This is a genomic window from Shewanella oncorhynchi (assembly GCF_012584455.1).
Lineage (GTDB): Bacteria > Pseudomonadota > Gammaproteobacteria > Enterobacterales > Shewanellaceae > Shewanella > Shewanella oncorhynchi.
This window is the reverse complement of the sequence record NZ_JABAEB010000014.1, coordinates 63,053-88,262: the sequence shown is the minus strand read 5'-3', so window position 1 is coordinate 88,262 and position 25,210 is coordinate 63,053. Positions and strand designations below refer to the sequence as shown.

Annotated in this window: 21 protein-coding genes; 10 read left to right on the top strand and 11 right to left on the bottom strand. The window is 43.2% G+C overall.

The features are described 5' to 3' along the window. Positions 1 to 56: 56 nt before the first annotated feature. Positions 57 to 587 (top strand): DUF2780 domain-containing protein, encoded by a 531-nt coding sequence (locus HGO26_RS19250; RefSeq protein WP_168827259.1) that lies wholly within the window; start codon positions 57 to 59, stop codon positions 585 to 587. A 100-nt stretch (positions 588 to 687) separates the two neighbouring features. After that, positions 688 to 1,149 carry a tellurite resistance TerB family protein gene (locus HGO26_RS19245; RefSeq protein WP_168827257.1) on the top strand — a complete coding sequence of 154 codons (462 nt, stop codon included), beginning with the start codon at positions 688 to 690 and terminating at the stop codon, positions 1,147 to 1,149. A gap of 177 nt (positions 1,150 to 1,326) precedes the next feature. Here HGO26_RS19245 and HGO26_RS19240 read toward each other — a convergent pair whose 3' ends face one another. Together HGO26_RS19240 and yjeH are read right to left on the bottom strand one after the other, a co-directional pair. Next, a complete protein-coding gene (locus tag HGO26_RS19240) occupies positions 1,327 to 2,151 on the bottom strand; it encodes an HDOD domain-containing protein (RefSeq protein ID WP_131525752.1) in 825 nt (274 codons plus the stop codon). 288 nt (positions 2,152 to 2,439) lie between these two features. Further along, positions 2,440 to 3,702 carry an L-methionine/branched-chain amino acid transporter gene (gene yjeH / locus HGO26_RS19235; protein WP_168827255.1) on the bottom strand — a complete coding sequence of 421 codons (1,263 nt, stop codon included), beginning with the start codon at positions 3,700 to 3,702 and terminating at the stop codon, positions 2,440 to 2,442. A 251-nt stretch (positions 3,703 to 3,953) separates the two neighbouring features. On the opposite strand from yjeH, the gene HGO26_RS19230 reads away from it, so the two are divergent. Further along, positions 3,954 to 4,385, top strand: coding sequence for an Lrp/AsnC family transcriptional regulator (locus HGO26_RS19230; RefSeq protein WP_006079646.1), 432 nt, complete (start codon positions 3,954 to 3,956; stop codon positions 4,383 to 4,385). Between the two features lie 269 nt (positions 4,386 to 4,654). Here the strand turns inward: HGO26_RS19230 and nrfD are convergent, their stop codons facing one another. The 4 genes from nrfD to HGO26_RS19210 all read right to left on the bottom strand — a co-directional run bounded on the left by nrfD (position 4,655) and on the right by HGO26_RS19210 (position 7,301). Next, positions 4,655 to 5,596 (bottom strand): cytochrome c nitrite reductase subunit NrfD, encoded by a 942-nt coding sequence (nrfD, locus tag HGO26_RS19225; protein ID WP_105250593.1) that lies wholly within the window; start codon positions 5,594 to 5,596, stop codon positions 4,655 to 4,657. Then, positions 5,593 to 6,279, bottom strand: coding sequence for a 4Fe-4S dicluster domain-containing protein (locus tag HGO26_RS19220; RefSeq protein ID WP_105250594.1), 687 nt, complete (start codon positions 6,277 to 6,279; stop codon positions 5,593 to 5,595). The genes nrfD and HGO26_RS19220 overlap by 4 nt, the downstream gene beginning before the upstream one ends. A gap of 4 nt (positions 6,280 to 6,283) precedes the next feature. Continuing rightward, the gene (locus tag HGO26_RS19215) at positions 6,284 to 6,748 is read right to left on the bottom strand and encodes a cytochrome c3 family protein (protein WP_105250595.1); all 465 of its coding nucleotides are present in this window, start codon (positions 6,746 to 6,748) and stop codon (positions 6,284 to 6,286) included. A gap of 76 nt (positions 6,749 to 6,824) precedes the next feature. Then, positions 6,825 to 7,301 (bottom strand): DUF2726 domain-containing protein, encoded by a 477-nt coding sequence (locus HGO26_RS19210; RefSeq protein WP_105250596.1) that lies wholly within the window; start codon positions 7,299 to 7,301, stop codon positions 6,825 to 6,827. Between the two features lie 409 nt (positions 7,302 to 7,710). Here HGO26_RS19210 and HGO26_RS19205 point away from each other — a divergent pair, with 409 nt between their 5' ends. The 5 genes from HGO26_RS19205 (at position 7,711) to menE (ending at position 13,921) form a co-directional block, all read left to right on the top strand. Further along, positions 7,711 to 8,679 carry a LysR family transcriptional regulator gene (locus tag HGO26_RS19205; protein WP_105250597.1) on the top strand — a complete coding sequence of 323 codons (969 nt, stop codon included), beginning with the start codon at positions 7,711 to 7,713 and terminating at the stop codon, positions 8,677 to 8,679. Positions 8,680 to 8,864: 185 nt separating this feature from the next. Then, positions 8,865 to 10,586: a 2-succinyl-5-enolpyruvyl-6-hydroxy-3-cyclohexene-1-carboxylic-acid synthase gene (gene menD, locus HGO26_RS19200; RefSeq protein ID WP_168827254.1), complete on the top strand. Its 1,722-nt coding sequence runs from the start codon at positions 8,865 to 8,867 to the stop codon at positions 10,584 to 10,586. After that, complete coding sequence (menH, locus tag HGO26_RS19195; protein WP_168827253.1) at positions 10,586 to 11,374, top strand: 2-succinyl-6-hydroxy-2,4-cyclohexadiene-1-carboxylate synthase; 789 nt, start codon at positions 10,586 to 10,588, stop codon at positions 11,372 to 11,374. The genes menD and menH overlap by 1 nt, the downstream gene beginning before the upstream one ends. Positions 11,375 to 11,400: 26 nt before the next feature. Next, positions 11,401 to 12,513 carry an o-succinylbenzoate synthase gene (menC, locus tag HGO26_RS19190; protein WP_168827252.1) on the top strand — a complete coding sequence of 371 codons (1,113 nt, stop codon included), beginning with the start codon at positions 11,401 to 11,403 and terminating at the stop codon, positions 12,511 to 12,513. Further along, the gene (menE, locus tag HGO26_RS19185; RefSeq protein WP_425596662.1) at positions 12,476 to 13,921 is read left to right on the top strand and encodes an o-succinylbenzoate--CoA ligase; all 1,446 of its coding nucleotides are present in this window, start codon (positions 12,476 to 12,478) and stop codon (positions 13,919 to 13,921) included. The genes menC and menE overlap by 38 nt, the downstream gene beginning before the upstream one ends. Before the next feature lie 4 nt (positions 13,922 to 13,925). Here the strand turns inward: menE and HGO26_RS19180 are convergent, their stop codons facing one another. After that, the gene (locus HGO26_RS19180; protein ID WP_168827250.1) at positions 13,926 to 15,164 is read right to left on the bottom strand and encodes an EAL domain-containing response regulator; all 1,239 of its coding nucleotides are present in this window, start codon (positions 15,162 to 15,164) and stop codon (positions 13,926 to 13,928) included. A 329-nt stretch (positions 15,165 to 15,493) separates the two neighbouring features. Here HGO26_RS19180 and HGO26_RS19175 point away from each other — a divergent pair, with 329 nt between their 5' ends. Beyond that, a complete protein-coding gene (locus tag HGO26_RS19175; protein WP_113940277.1) occupies positions 15,494 to 16,120 on the top strand; it encodes a response regulator transcription factor in 627 nt (208 codons plus the stop codon). Next, positions 16,117 to 19,683 carry an ATP-binding protein gene (locus HGO26_RS19170; RefSeq protein WP_168827249.1) on the top strand — a complete coding sequence of 1,189 codons (3,567 nt, stop codon included), beginning with the start codon at positions 16,117 to 16,119 and terminating at the stop codon, positions 19,681 to 19,683. The genes HGO26_RS19175 and HGO26_RS19170 overlap by 4 nt, the downstream gene beginning before the upstream one ends. A 76-nt stretch (positions 19,684 to 19,759) precedes the next feature. Here the strand turns inward: HGO26_RS19170 and HGO26_RS19165 are convergent, their stop codons facing one another. The 4 genes from HGO26_RS19165 to HGO26_RS19150 are packed head-to-tail and all read right to left on the bottom strand — an operon-like array spanning position 19,760 to position 25,148. Then, a complete protein-coding gene (locus HGO26_RS19165) occupies positions 19,760 to 20,440 on the bottom strand; it encodes a fimbrial biogenesis chaperone (RefSeq protein ID WP_168827248.1) in 681 nt (226 codons plus the stop codon). A 19-nt stretch (positions 20,441 to 20,459) separates the two neighbouring features. After that, the gene (locus HGO26_RS19160) at positions 20,460 to 21,791 is read right to left on the bottom strand and encodes a fimbrial protein (RefSeq protein ID WP_168827247.1); all 1,332 of its coding nucleotides are present in this window, start codon (positions 21,789 to 21,791) and stop codon (positions 20,460 to 20,462) included. A 10-nt stretch (positions 21,792 to 21,801) separates the two neighbouring features. Next, positions 21,802 to 24,390, bottom strand: coding sequence for a fimbria/pilus outer membrane usher protein (locus HGO26_RS19155; protein WP_247651590.1), 2,589 nt, complete (start codon positions 24,388 to 24,390; stop codon positions 21,802 to 21,804). Positions 24,391 to 24,401: 11 nt separating this feature from the next. Next, positions 24,402 to 25,148: a fimbrial biogenesis chaperone gene (locus tag HGO26_RS19150; protein WP_168827246.1), complete on the bottom strand. Its 747-nt coding sequence runs from the start codon at positions 25,146 to 25,148 to the stop codon at positions 24,402 to 24,404. Between the last annotated feature and the right edge of the window lie 62 nt (positions 25,149 to 25,210).

The window sequence follows — 25,210 nt, the reverse complement described above, 5'->3', positions numbered from 1 at the left end:
CAAACCCGCTAAACTGTCCAGCGAACTCGTGCGCAAACCATCAAGGACGCTTCCATATGAAACACACTCTGACCTTCTCTATCCTCCTCAGCACTTGTATTTTAGCGGCGCCCGCCAGTGCAGGCTGGTTAGATAACTTGGCAGGAACTCAAGCCAAAACTGAAAAAGCGACCACTACGGCAGCGGCAACTCAGTCGAATGATTTAGTTGGCAGCGTAATGTCACAATTGGGTTTAAACCAAACTCAAGCCGAAGGTGGCTTAGGCAGTTTATTAGGCTTAGCGCAATCAAGCCTAGGAACAACCGACTACTCAAAACTGGCTGCCAGCATTCCTAATGCCGATAGCTTGCTAGCCGCTGCGCCTAAGTTGGACTCAAAATCAGGTGTTTCTGGCTTATTATCCAAAGCGGGTGATTTAGGTTCATCACTGCAAGGCAGTGCTATGGTATTAGACGCCTTTGAAAAATTGGGTATTTCTAAAGATCTAGCAATGCCAATGATCAACATAGCTAAGTCTTACTTAGATACCAATGGCACTGAAGGCACCTCAGACTTACTGGTGAAAGGTCTGAACTCGCTACTGTAATTCAGTCTTACCTCACCCTAAGCAATACAAGGTTTAGGGTGAACTTTCACTTCCCAATCGACTCTACTTTATATTCCCTCCAGCATGAGAACCGCCAAATATGATTGCGAAATTAAGACGATTTTTTGAAGCTCATACTCAAGCAGTCTCCCCTGAAGACAAGGCACATCAACTTAAGCTGGCCGCAGCGAGTATGTTACTTGAAGTCGTATTTGCCGATGAGACCTTAACGGCAGAGGAAGAAGCCTTATTACCTAAGATGCTAACCGATACCTTATCAATGTCAGGCGTAGACGCTAAGATGCTGATTGATGAGGCTAAAGGCGTACAAGGCAGCGCGACCTCACTCTTTGAATTCACATCAGCCATTAACGCTGAATTTAGCCTAGCGCAAAAGCAGCAATTGTTGCTCGCAATGTGGCAACTGGCCTACGCCGATGGCCAGCTATCCCAATATGAAGACCAGATCATTCGACGCACCGCCGATTTGTTGCACCTCAAACACAGCGAGTTGATCCAAATGCGTAATCTTGCCATCGCTGCAACCCAACAAACTGGCTAACCACATACACTATTCAGTCAAAGTGCAAATCAACAAAAGCCAATAAAAAAGCGTGAATGCGAAACACCCGTTCCCCATTCACGCGATGGTCTTCTTAAGACTAAATTGATATCACTCTTTGGCTAAAAATATTTTTACTGCCGCCCTACTCACCAAAAAACTAAGCGAAACAAAATTCTAAGCTAACGCTTTACCGATTTCATATCCCGAACCGTGTAATTCAGTCAACTTAGTCCTTAGCCCGCCCATCTCCATCTTCAATCCTTTCTTAGTCGCTAATTGAGATAACCAACTGGTTTTCTCCTCATCCTCAATCGTATCCCACTCATCTAGAACTTTGTAAGATAAGCATAATAACGCAGCAAGTTTTGAAAATGGGTTTGAATCCTTAGGGTGGTCTTGATACAAAATGCCTTGCACTAACGCTGGTGTAAACTTCCAATTCTTCGCTAGCAATGCGCCAATATCCGGGGAATCATATCCGAGTAACTCGCGCTCAAACTGATGCTTATCTTTACCCTGCGCCACAGCTTCGGCAATTTTCGCCGCATCTTCAGGCGATACTGCCGCAATCAATAGATCGCCAATACGATGCAAGATACCGCAAGTAAAAGCTTCTTCTGGGACAGCACCACAACGCTTTGCCATTTCTTGACTATAAAGCGCAATCTCAAAGGTTTGCCCCCAAAACTGGGCTAAATCTATTCCTTCACACTTAGGGACTGCACCAATCACCGCCGATGCGAGCACTAAGGTTCGTAAGGTTTGCATCCCAAGACGCACAACAGCTTCATCGATAGTACCAACCTCTCGACTACGTCCATAGTGGGCACAATTAGCAAGGCGTAACACCCTAGCGCTGATTAAGGGATCGTGTGAAACTTTAGTGGCAATGCTTTTTACTGTCGCATTGTCATCATTGACCGCATCTAACAATTCACTGATCGCCTTAGGTAACCTAGGTAACTCATCGACACGATTGAGCAACGCAGCTGAATCCATATTTATTCTCCTTCCGTATGAATGATCAAAATATAGAACACAAGTTATCGCCTCGCTCACCGAGATACATTAAATATCAGTAATGTGCAGTCCTTCGGCAACAAAGCTTGGCGGCCATCAGACTTAAGGTTTACCTCTTTATTTCATTCAATTTAATCGCGCTCAATCATATCCAGTTTCGAAATCCACTAAGCCACACAAAAAAGCCCCAAACTCTTATGACAATAAAAAGTTCGGGGCTTTCTTAATTAACCCATCATGTTGATTTAGCCCCAGAGGGTGCGAATATTACTCAGGTAACGCCAAACTTTGTTTGCGACTAATATGGGTCTTTTGCCACCACAAAAATGGTGCGACCACTAAGATCAACACAAGCACGTAGGACATACTTGCACCTAGGGCAAAACCTAATACTAAGCAAAACGCACAACCCAGCGCCACCAGCGGCCAATTGTGCCGTGGTAATAACTTAGCGGCAGCGAGCATAGCCATCAAATAGATCACCACAAATACGCCGTTGCTCCATGCAATAAGGTGCTCTAACTCTTGCCCGGTAAGGTAAGTCAGTACAATCACGCTTGCCATCACAGATAACAGCGCAGCCAGTGCTCGAATGGGCACACCGTGGGCATTCTTAACGGCAAAGAAGCGCGGTAAAATGCCTTCACAACTAAAACTCCAGACCAGACGTGCCGCACTGGCCGCATACACGTTAACGGTAGCCAATCCACTTGCGATACCTAACACACCAATCACTTGCGCACCGTAACCACCGAGTAGTTGGTCAAACACGCCGATCATGGCGACACTTTTATCTGTCGGCACTAATAGCAGTAAAAGTGTACAAGCCACATAAATCACGCCCACCAGCACTGTGCCCATCATCATAGCGGGGATCATATCCTGCTGCGGACGACGAAAATCATCGGCAAGATGGGTCATAGCTTCTATACCCAAGAAACTCCAAAAAGCGATGCCAGCGGCAATCATCACGGTCGGCATTTCAGGCATACCATGGCTAGCAAGTGTCGTGAGATGACCTTGCTGAAGACTACTCGCACCAAACAAGACCACAACAACGGCGACTATGCAAAGTGTCAGGCCAAATTGCAGTTTAGCCGACACTTGGATGCCTCTTAAATTAATCAGAAACAAGCCAAAAATCACGAGTATTTCAACACCAACCTTGGACCAACCCGATATCGGTATTAAGGCATTCACAAACTGAAAGGTCATCAAAATCGCGGCCGGCGCCCCCATGGGCACAACCAGTAAAAAGATCAGTCCAATTGTTCGACCAGCAGTGCGACCAAAGGCTTTTTCGACAAAGTAAGCGGGGCCTGCGGCATGGGGAAATACACTCGCTAAACGACCAAAGACCAGTGCCACAGGAATAATGGCCAAGGTTAACAAGATCCATGCGACTAAGGCGCCAGAATGCGCTTTTTCAATAGTCATCTGAGGCAAAATAAATACCCCTGTACCGAGCAAAGTGGTCGCCATTAAACCCGCACCTTGCCAACGACCTATAGTTCCGCTATTTGAATTCATCTGTTAATATTCTGTGGTTTTTGAGCTGTCAGTATAATGAGATTTCGCCCTACAATCTGCCGTTAATTTCAGTGTTCTCCACGTCCAACACCGGCAAAATCGCGGCAAATAGCGTTATTTCCATCAAAATAACGGCCAGTTTAAGATTTGATGCAATTTTAAGTAAAAATACTCAGCAAATTCTGTGGTTATTCAAACCAATGGCAAAATAACACACAGATTCAATATAGCCATTTTCACTGGAGTCACCCTTGGATAAATTCGATACGGCCATCATTCATAGTTTGCGTCAGGATGCACGCCAGAGCGTGTCGAATATCGCCGAACAGGTCAATCTATCCCGTAGTGCGGTTGCCGAGCGCATAAAAAAGCTCGAACAAACTGGAGTGATCCGTGGCTATCAAGTGCTCTTGAGTGAGTCGCAAAAAGAAGGAGTATCGGCTTATTTCGAAATCCAGCATCAATGTCCACGTTGCGCCGACGTGGTACACGTATTCCAAGCGATTCCCGAAGTGATTACCTGCCGTGGTATTTCTGGTGATATGGATTTACTCGTGTACGTGCATGCGCCCTCGATGCGCCGCCTGCATGAGATCCGTGAGTATATCGACACTCACACTGACATCATCAAGATCAAAACCCATGTGGTAATGAGTGAATGGATTAATAACCTCGGCGAGTAAATCGTGCCTCCCTAAAACAAGAAACGCCACCCTTAGGAATAAGGTGGCGAGGCCCGTTTGGAGGCAGGGCAAAATATTGAAGTGTAAAATATGGCATCCTTGCCCAGCGACCTCCCTGTTACACAACCAACCGCGGCTAGACTTAACCCTTGAGAGCTCAGCCAGCGCCGCAAGGGCCTCATCTACAATGTTTTCCTTTGACATTGTTTCCGCGATCCGTCGATTCCATTGATTATTATGATTTTTTCGTCATTAATTAACGATACGCCTTAAGCGATCGTCATTTGTCCTGTATAGAGTATGAAGTTACGTAGCAGTAATACCCCGATCAAGCTCAAGCAAGCCGTCCCCGCCACGTAGGCCCATTTCCGTTTAGATGTCGCCGTCATAAACAGATTCATCGCCAATGGTCCAGACAAACCGAGTCCAATAATACCAAGCCAGAAAATCCATCCCCAGAAGCCATACCCTAAGGCATTAAAGGCGGCTATTTTACTCTGTCCACCTGTTAGCACTAAGCCCATAAAGAAGGTAAAAATCAGCACGATTTCAACTAAAATCAGTGGGATTTCAACCTTGTGGATAAAGTGCACCTCTTTGTCATTAGGTTTGCCATTCATCAACACGCCACCGAGTAAAGATGATGCCGCACCGGAAGACAAACCAGATGCCAAAAACAGCAGAGGTAACACAGGGTTTTTAAGCATGGGATAGCCTGGCAAGGCCGAGAGCAGGAAGCCTGTATACGCGCCCAATGCCAAGGATAGAATCACGAGCAATCCTGTAATTGTCGCTTCAAATCGAGCCAATAATGCGGTCAACTTAAGCACAATAGGAAAGCGTGTTTCACACCAAGCATCAACAGGTTTACGGAAGGTTAAACCAATCCACATAAACATAAATACTTGGTAAATCAGCAGAATAAGCACGCCCATCGACATGACAGATTTAGGGTTGTAGAACACCAAAATCTTCCAAAAATCGAGAGGTTTAGTTAAGTCTGCGACCAATATCCCTAACCCGGCCATCACAGCTACAGGCGCGACGATACAAGCGGCTCGCACAAAACCAGACTGATAGGCGTTTTGCTTCAAAACAAAATGTTTCAACAGTACGGCGAAGAACATGGCTCCCGCAGATACACCCGCTAAAAACAGGTAAATTGCAATCGGCCAATGCCACACTAAGGTATCAAAATGTAGGGCACTCATAGTATCACCTCCCCTGATTTTGCAACGATACGGAACAATTTAGGTCTCGTTCCAAGATCAACCTTAGTGCGCTGGGTTGGATTAGACCGCAGAACTTGAACAACCTCAGAAGTCGGATCTTTTAAATTCCCGAACACGAGTGCCTTTGTTGGGCAAGCAGCAACACAGGCAGGTTGTTTACCTTGAGCTAGGTTAGTTTCTCGGCAGAAATCACACTTATCCGCCGCATGGGTGACAGGATTAATAAAACGGACTTGATAAGGACAAGCTGCAATACAGTATTGGCAACCTACGCATTTCCATGCATCGACAGAAACGATACCCGTTTCTTTATCAATAAATGCAGCTCCCGTTGGACATACATTTACACAGGGTGCGTCTTCACAATGCTGACAAGACTTGCGACTAAAGTGATAAAACTGATTAGGGTATTCGCCAAAGGGACCCGCTTGCTTAATTTGAAGCCTAGAAACACCTTCGGGTACATTATTCACTTCACGACAAGCCACCTCACACGCTTGGCAACCTATACACTTAGTTTCATCATGAATAAGTGCATATTTGACATCAGGTTCTGCTTTAACGCTATCCGATGCATTCACTGTGGCGAGTAATGATGCACCTGTAGCGCCGGCAAATAAGGCACAGGTGCCTTTTAGAAATCTTCTTTTTGAATTTTCCATAACCTTACTCCTGCTTGCCAGTGTGGCAACTGCTACATAGCTCACTGCGAACCTTCGGCGTCATATCCGCCATTGGATCCGTTGGGCTATGTAATTTATGGCAGGCGGCACAAGGCACTTTTTGAGCATGTACGTTATGCGTCCAATCTGCTCCACTGAGTTTTTTCTTGGTATGACACTTCTGACACACTCTCAGCTGAACCGTCAGATCCGACGATTCTTCCATACCAAAGACCACCATATCATTCGGTTTCTTAGGGTGGTCGCCCTTTTCTCCATGACAGGAAGAACAGCTCATTTTCATCGCATCTTGACCATGATGCCCTAACATTTGACCATTACGCTTATGACACTTCATACAAGCATCACTGTTAATTTGATTGGCTGGCTCAGCACTCATTGCAGAAAAGCTTAAAAGCAACGCAGCAGCACCTAAGCGTAACGACCACAGCCATTGTCTTTTGGACATAGGAAGTCCTCACATTTATCCGTAGGAAGGTAAAGAAGGGGTCGAGTTCGGATAATTCCGAACCCGACGGTCAAGATCACACAGCCAAGGCTTGCTTAAGACTCTGAGTATCCCACTGTTTATGCTGGTTCATTTCAATGAAACTGATATTGAACTTGCTAAACAGTTTTTTCAGTGGTGAGTTAGTTTCTTTGCCAAAATCACTGATAACCATTTTCACTTCAGATGAATCATGGTCGATCAATACATAATCGAGTCGGCATTCATGATTTAATTCCGTATCATGTTTGTCCATCTCAAATACAGTGTCTAATGGCACGTTACAACAAACATCGTATTTACCTTCAACAACTGTTTTTAATGATTTAAAAAAATTGAAGCTTTGTTTATCAAACAATACTGGTTTAAGTTTCATCTCATGATGTGCGGCTTCATCAGGACCTGCTTTAAAAAACTTAATGCAAGTCATGACAAACATCACAAACACGAATGGTACTGCTACGAATAGTACGAAGTACATAAACGCATAGCTGAGAATGACTGAAGTATTCATACACGCCTCCAAAAACTAATTTATTTTTTGCTATCTCCTTTAAAGCAACTTTAGTATTATTTGAAAACACTTATCTTTTCTTGACGCATGTCACACTTGCAAATAACAACTTAAATATAAACAATGATTTACATCACGCATCACATTGCAGAATTATGCAAATCTTTAATACAAATATTGATACTTGATAATTCAGTATTTGCATTTTAAATATGTAAATATCAGTTTTTGAAATTTTAAATTTTATGAAAAACCATTTTAAATATTAAAAATAAAACAAAAAAACCTTTGATACACATAGATAAAATCTAGATCCAAAACTTGGGATTAGTTTCACATTAAAATTATTAATTAGCACCATAATTAGGCGTTGATTTAAGTATTTGCTCAATATTAAGGAATATAAAAAATGCACATTAGTAACATGGATGGCCTCGATATTCTGAGTTTAAAAATACTTGTTTCATTATATGAGAACAAGTCAGCAACCTATGTATCGAAAGCGCTAGACATTCCAGCTCCTAAAATCAGCCGTAGCCTTAAAAATCTACGGGAAATTTTTGGTGATGAGTTATTTATTCGTCGTAAATATGGCTTATTCCCAAATGAGTTTGCTACTCATTTATATCCAATTGCAAAAGAAGCAATTGAGTGTACTGATAAGTTTCAAAAAGCCAGAATAGCAAACACTCGCCAAGTTAAGACACATGTCGAAATTGCAGCGCCAGGGTTAATTGCCTACACCTTTCCTAAAGCCTTGATGCAGGCTATTAAAGAAGAGCAAAAACCCATGCACATTAATATAAACCCTTGGTCTATGCATACGACTCAAGACATTATTAATGGTGATACAACCCTAGGTATTTGTTGCAATAAAAGTGCTGCCGATGTTGCCGCCTTCGGCGATAAACTGCTAACGACTGAATTGCAACGTATGGACAAACTCTACCTGATTGCTAGCAGGCATCATCCTATTTTTAAACGGGAAATCACCCTAGAAACGATTGCGGAATACCCCTATGTCAATACGGATCTTGGTAATCCCAGCACCAAATTGAGTCCATACCAAGAGTTTTGCATAACAAATGGCATTAAACTCAATACTGAAATTACCATTACCAGTATTTCAAGTTTGTTTGAATATCTAGGCGAAAGTAATGCAGTCTCCCTATTGCCTTATCGGATAGTTTACGAAATGGTGAGCGATATTCCTGAACTGCATACTTGTCAACTATCGCAGTATGAAGCAGAACGTTTATATGCAGATACAGAAACCCCAACGATTTTCTTAGTGCAAAAAAATCAGCCTAATGCAATCAATGAGGACTTAAAATGGTTAAGCGGAGAGATTAAAAAAATCGTCGATCGTATTATCTAGCCAAGCAATAGCTCAACATATCCAAACAACAAACCACCGATACACGAGGTGACAGGCATCCTCTGCCTTAGCTTAGGCTCCACCTCAGCCCCCATGCGATCCACTCGAGAATTGTTAAACCAAGCATACATCTTGGAGCATAAACACGTTACACTAAGCCCATCTTTATCCTAATAGATTCAGCTATGCGGACCGAAAATACAGCCACTCTTAATCTTATTTGGGGCGCCCTTATTCTTGAGGAGTTAGCACGTCTTGGCGTGCAACATGTGTGTATGGCGCCGGGCTCGCGCTCAACACCGTTAACCCTCGCCGCCGCCCAGCAAACTAAACTCCAGCGTCACTTACATTTCGACGAGCGTGGGCTCGGCTTTATGGCCTTAGGTCTAGCAAAAGCTAGCCGCGCACCGGTCGCTATCATTACGACCTCAGGCACAGCAGTCGCCAACTTGTACCCTGCCATTGTGGAGGCGTGGCTGACCCATGTACCTTTAATCGTCTTAAGTGGCGATCGTCCGCCCGAATTACTCGGCTGCGGTGCCAATCAAGCCATAGTCCAACCGGGAATTTTTGCGAATTATGCCACTCAAGTAAATTTGCCAACACCGGATACACATATCGCACCGCAGGCGTTGCTTACCACAGTGGATGAAGCAGTGGCGAATCAAACTCGTCCAGTGCACATCAACTGTATGTACCGTGAGCCCTTGTATCCGAGTGAACTCGGTGGCGCGATTCTCGATGCCGAATCACCCTACCTCAAACCATTGCAAACTTGGCTGCAGCTCGCACGCCCGTATACCCAATACGGTAAGAGCAAACAGGTGAGCAGCCCAAGTGATGATGCCATTATGCGGTTCGTTCACGGTAAAGGGGTGATCATTGTCGGTACTCTCACGCCTGAACAAGATCCACAGCAACTAATTGCCCTATCGCAAAAAATCGGCTGGCCATTACTTACCGATGCCCAGTCGCAACTGCGTCAGCATCCCGCGGCGATAGGTAATATTGATCAACTGTTGCAACATCCAAGGGCGCGCAATCTATTGCAGGAAGCGGATCGTGTACTCGTATTCGGCGGCCGTTTATTATCAAAACGCTTGATAGGCTATCTCGCCGAGCAAAATTGGCACAGCTATTGGCAGGTTTTACCAGAACAAGACAGGCTTGACCCTAGCCACAATGCTAAACACATTTGGCACGCGAATGCACAGCAGTTTGCGGCCTTAAATTGGTATCGCTCATCCTCGGCAAACTGGGCGAATACCCTCATTACCTATAACGATGAATTGCATAACTTATTTGTGCGCAATATCGACCAAGGGGAATTTGGTGAAGCACAAGTTGTGCGGGCCATCGCCAATACTCGTCCGCTAGAACAGCAGCTTTTTATCGGCAACAGCCTGCCTGTACGCTTGTACGACATGTATGCCCCTGTCAGTTGTTGTACGGCAACCACTTATACTAATCGTGGCGCATCGGGTATTGACGGATTACTCGCCACCGCCTGCGGTATTGCGGCCCATGAAGGCAAACCCACGAGTTTAATCATCGGTGATTTATCACAACTGCACGATCTTAACTCGCTGGCCATCGCTAAAGGCTTAACCAGCCCGCTGGTGATCGTGATCCTCAATAACGATGGCGGTAATATCTTCAACTTATTGCCCGTTCCCAATGAACAAGTCCGTAGCGATTATTATCGACTCAGCCACGGTTTAGAATTTGGCTACGCCGCAGCTATGTTTAATTTGCCCTATAATCAAGTGGATAATTTAGCCGATTTTCAAGATAGCTATAATGAAGCGCTGGATTTTCAGGGGGCTTCGATCATTGAAGTCAATGTAAGTCAAACACAAGCCAGCGACCAAATCGCCGAGCTCAACTTGTGGGTGAAACAAAGCTAATGCCAACCATGGCCCGTTACGGCAATTCTTCACTACCGACCTTAGTGTTACTGCATGGCTTTTTAGGCACTAAGACAGACTGGTTGCCGTTAATGCCTGTGCTAAGCCAGCACTTTCATTGTATTTGCTTAGATCTGCCGGGCCATGGGGATAACCAAAAGGAGTTGAAGCCAACCGAATTAGATGGATTTAACCAATGTGTTGAAGATGTGTTGGCACACCTGAATGGCCTTCATATTGGTCAATTCCATCTCTACGGTTATTCTCTCGGTGGCCGTATTGCTCTGCACCTTGCCAAAGCCTATCCAGAAAGACTACTGAGCCTAAACCTCGAATCCTGCCATCCTGGACTTACAGACCCGCAAGAAAAACTTGCCAGAACCAAAAATGATACCCAGTGGGCCGAGCGTTTACTGCATCTGAATGGCAAAGACTTTTTAAGCTTGTGGTATCAGCAGCCCGTATTTGCCGATATGACGGCTACCAAACGAAAAACCTTAATAGAGCATCGTTCTGCAGCATTAGATCTGCATCCTAAACAGCGGCTTAAAGAGGTATTCATAGCCACCTCACTCGCACACCAAGCATCGATGTGGGATGTACCTTTGCAGCTTACCTGTGAGTGCCATTTCTTTGCGGGCAACCAAGATGCTAAGTTCCACGCACTCGCCCAAGAGTGGCAATTACACGCGCCCATCCTCGTCCATAGTATTCACGGCGCCGGCCATAACATACACCAAGCCGCTCCCGAGGCATTAACCTCAAAAATAGTGAAGTTGCTAGGGTAATGACAGAATTAAAATGTAGGTAATATATGATATTAACTTCGCTTAACCTGTATCAATATCGACTACCGCTCGACGTATTATTGCCCGTAGGCAAGCAACGTGTCGATCACAGAGCGGGATTAGTACTACAAGCCAGTGTCAGTGCCAGCGGTAATGTTGGTGGCGAGCACAGACAAGTCGAAGTTGAAATAGCCCCACTCTCTGGCATAGATGTCGATGAACAAGCCTTGATGGGGTTCAGCCGTGAAACACTCACTCAAGTGCAAACGGCTTTGACTGGATTATTACCCCAACTCTGCGGTCGGCATATTGATACATTGCTGGAATGCGCCGAGCAAAGCCCTTACCCTTCTCTGGCCTTTGGTTTAAGTCTGTTACATGCCAAGTTAATGGGCAAACTCGATGCCATTCGTCCACAAACGGCCACAGTCCCTTTGATTTATCATCCAACGGATGCCAGCAAAGACTTGCTCGATAGCAAAATTGCCGCCCTTGGCAGGGATGTTCGTTCGGTTAAAGTCAAAGTCGCGCAAACTTCAATCGAAGATGAACTAAGCCTGATTTATGGCATTTTACGTACCCGCCCCGATCTCAAATTGCGTTTGGATGCGAACCGAGGGTTTACACTTGAGCAAGCAATCGAATTTGCCGCTTGCTTGCCCCTAGAGACCATAGAGTACATTGAGGAACCTTGCCTGAATCCTCATGATAATCATGAATTTTATCAAGCAATTGGTATACCCTACGCCCTCGATGAATCGCTCAACGATCCAGAATACCAGTTTGTAATGCAAAATGGCCTGACTGCGCTTGTTATCAAACCTATGCTGCTCGGCAGTATCGAAAAGCTAGCTAATTTAATCGATACGGCGCAAAGCTATGGCGTACGTTGCATTATCAGTTCAAGTCTAGAGAGCAGTTTAGGCATTAATGATCTGGCCCATTTAGCCGCGATTCTCACTCCGGATGAAATCCCTGGGCTCGATACCCTCAGCGCCTTTAGCCAAGATTTAGTCGTGTCATCGGGTAAAAAATACTGCCTCACACTCGCGCAACTTGAGCCCATTGCACTGCATACCATTGATTCAATTCAACAAAATGATGATACAGCTACAAGTGAGGGAAACGAGTTTGTCTAATGCCAGCCTATCAAAACCGCTTGCACTGTCACCCTTGCACCAAGCTGCGCTTGCGTTTCCACAGCAGACAGCCATCAAGTTGGCGGGGCAAGACATTAGTTACTCAGAGCTTAGCCAGCGCGTTATCGCACTGGCTCAGCAGCTAAGCGCTGCGGGGATCTCAAACGGTGAGCCGCTCGCCTGTATTGCTAGCAATAATCTCGAGATCATTTGTCTCTATTGGGCCTGCATCGATATAGGAGTAATCTTTTTTCCTATCTCACCACGTTTCCCCCTCGCGCAGATCCAAGACTTAATTAATGAACATCAGATCCGCTATGTTTGGAGTGCTGAGGTTTGTGAACTACAGAATTGCCATCACTTGCGCTTAAATTTCAATCGCGTTAGCAGTGACTTAGCCCTGACTGTCGACTTTACTCGTCCAGCTAATGTGATTTTAACTTCAGGCTCTAGTGGCTTTCCCAAAGCGGCGGTGCATTGCTTAGCGAATCATATTGCCAATGCCGAAGGTGCCCGCAGCTTAATCCCACTCGAACAAGGTGATGCCTGGCTACTCTCCTTGCCCTTATTCCATATTGGCGGTCTTGCGATATTAAACCGCTGTGCCTTAGTCGGTGCCAGTGTTGTCATGCCAGATCAAGCGCTTAGCCTTGGTCAGCAGATTGACCAAGATCAGTTGACTCACATATCTCTCGTTCCCACACAACTGAGCAAGTTACTCGCCGATACGAGCAGCAAGCTTAAAAGTATCAAAGCCTTATTACTTGGTGGCGGCGCAGTATCAATCGACTTACTCCAACAACTTAAGCAACGCAATATCGCCAGTTACACCAGTTACGGCATGACGGAAATGGGCTCGCAGATCACCACAGGTCACGCTTTTAGCGACGGCAGCAGTGGCAAATTACTCCCCAAGCGTGAGCTTAAAATCGAAGATGGTGTGATTTTGGTGCGCGGCGCATGCCTGTTTATGGGCTATCTCACCGCAGATGGAATACAAAAGTGCGTTGAACAAGACGGCTGGTTTTACACCAAAGACATGGGCGAATGGGACGAAAATGGTAATCTGCGTATTCTTGGTCGCGTCGATAATATGTTTATCTGCGGCGGCGAAAACATCCAGCCAGAAGAAATCGAAGCCGCGCTTAAACAGCACCCACAAATAGACGATGCAATCGTTTTCGCCATACCAGATGTACAATTTGGCAATCTCCCAGCCGCCATCATTCGCGGCAGTTTACCCCACCACCCAGAGTCGATTGCAAATACGCTCGAACTGTTCCTTGCCAACAAAATCGCCCGCTTCAAACGTCCAAGACAATATTATTCATGGCCAGAAAATAATGAACAAATAGGACTGAAAGTGAACCGAAAATCCTTGATCCGTGAGCTAACAAAAACAAGTTAGTCCACTAAAACTCAAGGCTAAGCTCCTGTAGTTCTTTAAGCTGTAAACTCGCAGGGAAAAAACGTTGGATAAATGTTTGCTCATCAATAGGACGAGAAAAACAAAAACCCTGTCCAATCGTACAGCCAAGCTGTTGCAACAATACTAATTGGGAATTTGTTTCAATACCTTCTATCACTAACTCCATATTAAGTGCTTGTGATAACGCTATCACGCTGGATATTGCGGCTTGGCACCTAGGCTCAACACTAAGTTCACGCACAAAACAACCATCTAATTTAATTTGTGAGAAAGGCAATTCGCATAAACGTGCCAATGAAGAATGTGCAGCACCAAAATCATCAATCGCCAATTCAAATCCTAGCATTCGCAAGCGGATTAAATTCTCCATATTCACTGCTGGCGCAGCCAACAAACCCGTCTCAGTAATTTCGAGGGTAATGCATTGAGGAAGAATGTTAAATTTCTTTACCATATCGACAATCTGATACACTAATTTAGTCGAATTAAGTTGAGAGATATCGAGATTATAGGCGAGAGAAATTAGGCTTTCATGTTGTTGTAAACGCTGTTGTAAAGCGCAGCCTTGCTCGAATAACTGTAAGAATAAATCGTCAAGTAAGCCATGTGAAATTAACCGGTCAATAAAAGTACTGGGATTTAACAATCCAAAATCAGGATGATGCCAGCGTGCGAGCATTTCTGCCCCTTTCAAGCTAAAGCCTGCAACATCAAATTTGGGCTGATAAAAACCCACGAACTGCCTTTGCTTCAATGCTTGTTCAAAATCCTCAAATACAAAATTTTCGGGGCACCTAGCAGCGATAAAACCCGAAGAAATTTGACTCCTTTGAATGCGACTGTTGGTAAATCTATCTAACATACGCTGCAAATTATCCACTGAAGGGCACTTACTTAAATCACCAAGATATTCAAAATTAAGCATTTTAATCATCTGCGATACAGACCGCCTGAGTTCCTTATCAATACAACTAAATAATGCAACTGAAGCTATATCGTATTTTGCTTTTGCTTTGCGCAAAAACGATAGACCATCAATACCTGCCATCATGAGATCGCATATCACTATGTCCGCACTATGATGCTCATCGAGCCAAACAAGCGCATCTTGTGCTGCCCCAAAAGCAAACACCTCAACGTTGCTAAGAGATGCAAGATTATGCTCAAGTACTGCACGTTGAAAGGGGTGGTCTTCTAAGACAATCACTCTAACCTTACCCATTGAATACCCTTTAAAATTAAAATACTAATAGACAAATGCCTGTTACGCCCTTGCCGCAAAAAAGCTGCAACACCGAGATATAGATAGTCAGCTATAATTTAAATCACTAGAGGATCAAAACTCGAGATACAAATATATACAAATGTTTATGAATTAAAAACAATGAGAATGCCTATGATTAAATTCATCTGCCTTCAAATATTTTACGACTATTATTTAAAAGAAATTGCTGAAAAATATGTAGGAAAAATCTTAATCACATAGTTTTATTTCACTGTAGCGACTTACAAAGGATAAAATCTGTACTCAATAGTTACGGAGTTACATGAATGAAAAGAAAAATATTAATAGTAGATGATCATCCAGTTGTTGTTTTAGCACTAAAAATCATTTTAGAACAAAGTGGCTTTGAAGTGATAGCAGAAACCAATAATGGTGTTGATGCATTAAAACTTATTAAAGAACTCTCACCCGATGCTGTTATTCTCGATATTGGCATCCCCCAATTAGATGGATTAGAAGTGATAGAAAGGTCAAGAAAACTCGTAAAGAGCCCGCCAATTTTAGTCTTGACGGCACAACCATCTGATCACTTTGTTTCCCGTTGTATTCAAGCCGGAGCTTCAGGTTTTGTCTCTAAACAAAAGGATATGAATGAAGTCACTGGCGCGCTTAGAGCAATTCTCACCGGCCACTCCTATTTTCCGATTATAAGCAATAACAACATGATTGCTAAATCAAGTCAGGACGAGGCTGAACTCGTAAAAAAGCTTTCAACTCGCGAAATGGTGGTATTGCAGCAGCTAGCAGTAGGCTTATCTAATAAAGAAATAGCCGAGCGTATGCTGTTAAGTAACAAAACCATTAGCACATATAAAACTAGACTACTTGATAAACTAAATGCAAAAAATTTGGTAGATATAATTGAAATAGCAAAGAGGCAAAACTTAATATGAGAAATGTTATTTTCATTCTTATATTGAGCCTAAATTCAATTTATTCACTAGCACATGAAAGTAAATTCACCCATTATCATTTGGTCGGCTATCAAGAGAAGGCTGCATTGCCTATCCAGCTATCATTAGAAGAGATTGATACACTTAAAAAATATAGATTGCTGAATATTGGCATATCGTCGCCTGACTATCCACCATTTGACATGACAGTAAATGGTGAACAAGAATTTTATAAAGGAATTAGTGCTGACTATATACATATTATTGCTAATATGCTCAACATTGAAGTCAATATAAAACGTTATGCATCTCGGGAAAAAACAATTACCGCAGCGCTCAATGGAGAAGTAGATCTAATTACTACAGCAAATAAATTTGAACAAATGCACGGTCTTCTACTAAGCACACCTTATACCGTTGATAAGCCTTCTATATTCAGAAATGCTAACTTAGGTGATAATGAACAAATCAAGTCGATGTCTATGGCCTATGAGTACTTACCAGATGAAGCGATAACAGATATTTATCCAAATAGAAAATTACTCAAATTCTCCTCTAGACAGGCGGCCGTTGCTGCAGCTGCATTTCGACAAGTTGATGCTGTGATAGTCGACCAAGTCTCCGCCAACTATTTAATAAACAACAACTTCTCTGGAAAACTTAAATTAGACACTCACTTGTCTCTAAACTCCTATGGCAGCGCCTTTGCTGCAACAGAACAAAATAAGGCCTTAATAGATATAATTAATAAATCTATTAGTAATATTTCACTCGAACAGAGAAAGTTGATTAGAAAACGCTGGAGTGGCGGTGGAAGCACCATTCCTTTTACCTCAGAACTCCCCAGTTTTACAGCAGATGAGACGGCTTGGTTACAAAAAAACCCTAAAATAACAGTGGCAATTAATAAGTATGCGGCACCGCTAACATACCTTGACGATACACATAACGCTGAAGGGTTTGGCATTGAGGTTTTGGAACTAATACAAATGTATTCAGGGCTAAAGTTTGACTATATTGTTAACAATAGGTTTTCAGAACAGATTAGTTCCGTCCTCAATCATAAAGCTATGATGACAATATTCTCACCAAGTGAAGATCTTAATAAAAATATTATTTTTACTAAAGAATTTTCAAATTCACCTTATGTTTTTGTAACACAGAAAAATGCACAAGACCTAGATATTAACGCTATAGTTGTTCCCGATGGTACTTTTAATGATAACATGCTCAGAAAAATAAATCCTAATGCAGACATTATAATCGCTGACAATTATCTTGAGGCATTGAATGATATAGCGACTGGTGCAACAAATACCACTATTGTGCCACTGGCTTTAGCCGACTTCTATGTAAATAGTTATTTCAGCGATACTTTAGAAGTAAGTAAGATCATAGATGAAATGCCAAGAGCGTCTGTGGCATTCGGAATGGCGAGTTCAAATAAACTACTTAAGAGTATACTTAATAAAACATTAACTGTTATTCCTCCTGATGAATTACAAATGGCAGAAAATCGCTGGCGCCGTAATGCACTGCCTGCACGCCAAAGCTGGAAGGATTATAAGTACACTATTTACACTATTGTGATTGCCTCAACGATCATGATTTTAGTCTCAATTATTTGGGCTCTTTACACTCGAACTCATTATCGCAAGCGGCTATTAGCCAAAAAAGAACTTAATCAACAACTGCAATTTATGCAGTCCATTGTTGATGCCATACCTCATCCTATTTATGTAAGAAATAAGCGGCGTGAACTGACTATGTGTAACGAGAGTTACCTTAATGCTTTCAACGCCTCACGCGAAGATTTGCTATATAAGACCACAATGGAAGGAGCCAGTCGCTCTAAAGAGGCTCCTATTGTAGATAAAGAATATGTACAAGCCTTAGAGGATGGTCTTGCCGTATTTAAGGATAGAGAACTTCATATAAATGGACATAAATATAATATTTATCATTGGTTTAAATCCTATGGCGATGAAGCTGGCAATATAGAAGGGATTATTGGTGGTTGGATAGATGTCAGCGATAGAGTCAAGCTTATTGAAGAATTAGAATATGCTAAGGAAGCTGCGGACAGTGCAAGCCAAGCAAAGAGTACTTTCTTAGCAACTATGAGTCATGAAATCCGTACGCCAATGAATGCCATCATAGGAATGTTAGAACTGGTACTAAAACGTACAAATTCACAACAGTTTGATTTAAATTCAATTAAAGTTGCCTATGATTCCGCTAATGACTTACTTGAACTTATTGGTGATATTTTAGATATTGCTCGTATTGAAGCGGGTCAGCTGTCACTTTCGCCCATGAGAACCAATCTTAAGACAATTGCAACCTCTGTCGTGAGAGTGTTTGATGGACTAGCAAGGCAAAAAGGAATCACTTTACAGTTGGATTTCGATCCTGTTATTGCGAATGATGTACTCGTTGACCCTATGAGGATTAAACAAATACTGTCAAATTTAATTGGCAACGCCATTAAATTTACTGACAGCGGTGGAGTAAAAGTGAAAATTCAATCAGAAAGTTTCACCAATACAACCCACACGATTCTATTTACTGTCACGGATACAGGAATTGGCATCTCGGGGGACGACCAACAGAAACTATTTACCCCTTTCAGCCAAGCACAAGGGACCCATACAACCCATGGTGGTACAGGGCTTGGGCTCATGATTAGCCGCTCTCTGTGCGAAATGATGGGTGGGAGTTTAACCCTTGAAAGTAAATTGCATCAAGGAACTCAGATCAGCATGCAATTAACCCTCACCCAGCTTGAAGCCGAAGCAATCCATAACCCTTCACAACCCATTCCAGAATCGCATGTGAGTAATCCCCTCGATATCTTAATTGTTGACGATCACCCTGCGAATCGCTTGCTATTAGCCCAGCAGCTTAAATATTTAGGCCATAGTGTTGATGAAGCAGAAAATGGCTTAATTGCCTTAAACATGTTCGAAAGTAAACAGTACCCTGTGGTGATCACCGATTGTAATATGCCAGAAATGAACGGTTATGAACTCTGTCAGAAAATTCGCCAACTCGAACACAAACGTCACACGCATGCTATCGTCATCGGCTATACCGCTAATGCCCAAAAAGAAGCCAAGGATGCCTGTTTAACTGCAGGGATGGATGACTGTTTATTCAAACCCATCAGCCTAATGGAGCTAGAAAGTATGATTAAACGGTTTACCCCAGAGAAAATCACCATAACCGCCACACATTTTGCCGCTGACGCAGTAGAAAAACTCACAGGAAATAATGCAAAGTTAGTCGATAAATTGCTTAAAGAACTCCTTAAAAGCAATCAAAGCGACTTGCAGTCCCTGTATGTAGCCCTCGAAAATAATGATTTGAGTACCATCAAAGATCTCGCCCATAAGATCAAAGGTGCTGCGAGAATTATCGATGCACAGAAGCTTATGTCTGCCTGTGAAATGCTGGAAAATGCGAGCCATCAGCAGTTGAATACTTATGTTGAAGCCGTATCTCAGGCTATTGCTTCACTCGAGGCAGAAGTGATCTCTTATACCCAAACAGCCTCAAAATAATGCCCAAGCCCATAGCTTCAAGTCACGCTGTATAAATGCATATACATAAGGCCCTGTTGTAAACAGAGCCTTATGTTCAATTCACTGTCAAAGCAAGCGGCTGAGCATTCCCCTCATCGTCTATGTACTCGGCCTTTAGGATAAGCCCAAGCTGATCGATTAACTCGCTCTCAGTGATAGTCACAGTTTCTGCAGAGTAAGGGGCTAGCATTCCTTGAAAAATAGCATAATCCCTCCCTTTAAAACTCAAACTGAGGTTCTGATAGGTCACATAGTAAGGTGACTTATTCTCTATTGATAACATATTGTCTTTCAATATAAATGACTGCCACTTTGCTAAGTCTAAAACATCAATAGCTAGCTTATTGGGCCGCACAAAAACCTTCATTTGAGTACGTAAAGCGACAATCAACAGTTGCCCCTCAGTTTCATCAATATTTTTGGCGGGGGTGGGTGGAACTTCGTATACATTCAGCCAGTATAACTGTTCTTGTTTTTCAGGTTCCTGCTCCGCAATATTAAGCAGATTTATGTGCTTGCGCTCCTTTGGGGCAATTTGCAACAAGCCAGGATAGGGCAAAATTGGCGCATTTGCCGTTTCAGGGCCAGAGTCTGGATCGCCGTCATCCACCCACAGTTGCACCATCACAGGGTAGTCATTAATATTCACCAGTGACAACCCTTGCTCCCGATCGGAAGCCGCAAAAATAATTCGACTACGATCGGCGACTACGCCAGCCAGAGCGTTTTGCAGCATTAGGAGCCATAAAACTAAACTACTGAACCCGAATAAGCACTTCCGCTTTTGCATAAAATTTTCCTGCCGTTGGACTCATTCCGGGCAACTTGCCAAAAACAACTCTGTAATTATCCATATATTGATAACTCGTACCGACAATACCTGTCTGATTCCCCTGTAATGGCCGCCAACCGTCTTTCCATGCATTATATTGTGAGTCTAAGCTGGTTCTATTATCAAAATTTAAAAAGGGTTGAATCACACCATCATTGCGTTGTAGCTTTATCCCCACACCATTAGCAACCATATTAGCACCATAGGCATTACTGACTAGATATGTCACAGCATCCTGAGTAGTAAACCCCAACCGTCTCGCCATCTGGTAATTATTACTCTCAATCTTAAAGGCGATAGCGTTCGCATTAACTGCGGGGCCATTGATATTGGCTTTCTGTTGGCAACGATAATTAATCTGGATGTCAGCTTCTCGGGTAATGCCGCTGTTTAATTCCGCGATAGTCACAGTGGGGAACAACACATAAGGCGTGACATTCATTACCGCACAACCTCCAGCCCTTCGCGTATACAACTGTTGATATAAGCTGATATTCCCAGGCCAATTCGCATACCAGCCTGGATAATGACTAATATGGTCAACCCCTTCCGTAGGATAGGCAAGGCCAGGCCCACCAAAAGCAATATAAGCTGCAGGTTGATTATAACTGTATGCTATAGACTCAGTCACACCTCTGATATTGCCAATCTGGAACAGCTCTATCGTGACATCAGTAAAGTTTTTCGCCTTCACTAATATTCTTCCCTGAGCATCACGGTCTAACCCCCGCAGCGGCCGATATTGCCATAAGCGCGAAAAATACTGACCGGTGGCATTATTCTTAACCCTGAGCACAACATTTCGATGGTAAGTGGCATAACCTTTGTTAATACCATAAGCCACGCCATCTTCGTACATGCCGCCATAAGCATTATCAGCGTTTACTGAGTAGATCTCATTTAGTTGGTGCTCATCCGCCGCATCGCAACGAAAAAGTACCTGATCAGGATCATACCCGCCAGTCTGTCCATAGGTACTGAAGGGCACAACACTCGATCCCAATAACGTGCCATTGGGCTGAAAACTTTCATCGGTAACATTGATAATAGGCAGATTAAGTATGCCCCTATTAGGATCGAGACCACCAGACCATATAGCTGTTTTACCATACGCAGGTGCGACATAATAAAAATTTGCCGGATCTGTTGTAGTCGTCGATATACGGTAGCAAGTCGCCATAGCTTGACCACTAACTAAAGTGGCAAACACAAAAGATACCACTGCCAATAGCCGACCTAGGTTGAACTCAATCATAGTTTTTATCTCAATTAATCCGCTCACATAGCGCGGGCATTCTTAATAAAGTGTTATCACGACTGCTTTCGAGGGTATAGTCAAAGTGACATTGCTGATCGGGTTTATTTCCCCAATTAACGGTCAACTGACCACTCGGTTTAGAAGCTCTGACATAAGCCATACCAGCCTGTCCAACCATGCCCAATACTAGGCCATCTTCGTCCACGACTTCGGCGCCAATAGGAATAACGCCGCCGTTGGCTTGCTGAGTCATGAAGACGACGGCTATCCCGTGTCTAGTCTCGAATTTCATCTTAACGATAGAGCCGGCATAGGGCGCAACTTGCTGTTGTGTCTCGATAAGTTCTGTACCACTTAACATAGATCCCGTATCAAGCGTGACACTATTTGTGCGATAAGGCGTCAAAGATGGGATAATTGCATATCCCAAGTCATCAATCTCAGTACCCCAATTATTAGTCACTTTTGCGCCAGAAGCTCCCTCAGCTTGAACAATCGCAAAAGTATCACTGAGGTTTTGGCTTAATGTTACGCCGCCAGAATGCACCACTGCAGCACCACTCAAACCAGCGCCAACCTGTTGATAAGTATCAGAAATAGAATAGTTGCCCGATAAAGTCGCTTGGCTAAAACGCTTTTGCGTATTAACGCTGACACTTTCACTCGAACTATCCTGCCGCTGCAATGAAGCATTCAGGCCATATGTCCAAGTATTATCATCGTCCACAGTGCCTGCGAGCCCTAGATTATACTGTTCATTACCCCTAGATGAGTGACTAAACCCACTGCTAAGCATGTTTGACTGGCGACTACCAAATGGAATGGACACGGTGAGACTCACAAGATCTTCCTTCACCCAATCAGAGGAATAACCGCTCATTTCAGTTAATAGCTGACCACCAAACCCATTCTGTAGCGGAACTTGACTGGTATATTGACGTGAAAAAGTGAGTCCTATATTCACACGACCAATACCCACCGTATAACCGAACTGTAGTTGATCGTCATCATCGCGCCCATCACGGTATTGACGTTTAGAACCACTCAAATACACAAAGCCAAAGTCATCTAAACTCTGATTCACACTCAAACTCATTTCAGACCGCTGACTGTAGGTCTCAGATTCAAAAATATTCCCACTCTCCAATGCCCTCCTCAAACCTAAAACATCATTCAACTCCCGAAATGACTCAGTAGAGTAGTGATATCCAGCAAGTGCCACTGATGTCCCCGAATCGAACGAATGGCTATAATTAAGTCCAACACGCCAGCCATTTTTCCACTCATTTAATACTGAAGACTGAGAAATACGAGACATAGAATGTACTGCGGTTAACCCCAGAGCCCCCCATTCTGTACCTAATACAGTCCCTAGACTCAAAGCAAAATAATCATCTCCGACACGCCCACCGCTATTTAGCGTCAGCATATTACTCAAACCATATTCAGAAATTAAATCTACAAAGTACCCACCAGACTCTGCTTGATCTACTTCACCAAATGATAACCCGTACTGGAAACTTCCTTCACGCAACGAGCCAGGCACAGCACTGAATGGCACAGTAAAACTAGAGACCTTTCCATCGGCTTCACTAATTTCAACTAACAAATCCCCCTCATAACTTGTGGGAAATAAGTCATTAATAACAAAAGGCCCCGCCGCTACTGTGGTTTGATAAATACTCACACCATTTTGCTTAATCGCTACGCTAGCGGTTGAGTTAGCGAGTCCTCTGACGACAGGTGCATAACCACGCTGGGATTCTGGTAACATACGATTATCAGTCAGCAACTGTACGCCGGTAAAAGCTAAACTACCGAAAATATTTCCTCGAGTGTAGGCATCACCAAGCAAGAGTTCGCTCTGCATATCCGGCAAGGCTCTGGTGATATAAGTTCTAATAGAATTAAAACTTTCTTGGGTATTTTGGCCAACATCGTTGTACTGATAACTCGATTGATTTCTCAGGCGCCATAATCCTAAATTGACACCTGAATTAAGGCCCGTATAAATGGCACGCATATCGCTACCAGCACTGCGGCTATTAGTTTGATAGTAGTTACTGTTGTAACTGATAAATCCAGCATTTTCTCCCTCACTCCAAGATGACGGATCAACATAGCCACGCGGAATCTGCCGTAAATAAGCTTGTGGGATCGCAATCCCTAATCTTAATTTCTCGGCATCAAATTGCGTCGATACCCCCTTGACCACAGTATCAGGGGCCGCACATTCAGCCTGCAATAATGCATCTTCGTTTATGTATATTGCAGTTACATTCGACTTGTTCCAGAAATTAAGGTCGAGACAAGGCACAACTCCTTGGGAGCCAACCTTAATAAAATTAATAATTTCCCTATTTAAGTAAGTACCATTTATATAGATATCAACTTGGTATTGACCTGGAATAGTTTCTGCAGTCGAGTTAAAGCGAGAAAGATAACTATCGCCATAACCACCACCAAGTAATAGGCTGTCATCAAATGTGAAATCCTGTAAGTCATCAGCCCTCAACGATGAAGACATGCAAAAGATCACACCAATCAATAGCAGCAAAGAGTAAATTTGGCTCATCAAACCCATGGATTTTTTCATAACTAATCTTATCAATGATGTTCAGATGCAATGACATATTCACTTTTTACAAATCCGCCGTAATCATTTACTAAAGTGAATTCAATCGTCATTGGATATGTGATGACAAACTGCTGATTCTGAATGTCTATCAACTGATTAGACTTAGGTTCAAGCATGGTAATAGGGATGATTAACTCTTGTTTTCCAGATTTAATTTTTGCCTCAACAAAAGAGGCAAAAAAAGCCGCATTATTTTTCACATCAAGGTGAATTCCAGCGTCAGCATACTGAACATCAAAGGCAATCTCTTTTGCTACATCATCTGGATTAGATTCAATCTCTACAGGCCGATAAAATATTTTCACTCTATTTTTGAGCATCACTAGCATCTGATTTTCACCAGCATTTTCTTTCGATAATGGAGGTATCTGTAGAAAATTAAGATAAAACACACTCTCACGGTCTTTTGGCAGCTCACCGCCGCTATAAATTAAGCGAATTAACTGCCCTCGCTTAGGCTCTATTCTAAAAATAGCGGGTAAGGCCAAAAATGGGCCATCAGCATACTCAGGTGCCGACTCTGGGTTATTAATATCAGTCCAGACCTGAACAACATTTGGAAAAGCATCGTTATTTGTTAACTGAACACTGCGCTCTTTAGCATCACTAGGATAAATGACTCGCGTATTGGTCATGACCACACTCGCATTAACTGAAAAACCGATCATGAGTAGAGTCAAAAATATTAAACGAAGAAGTAAGCTAGAAAAAATCATAGAAGCCCCAAAAAGCAGCAGCGCTCACCCATGGGCTGGGTGAGCGAATAATCATAATTTAT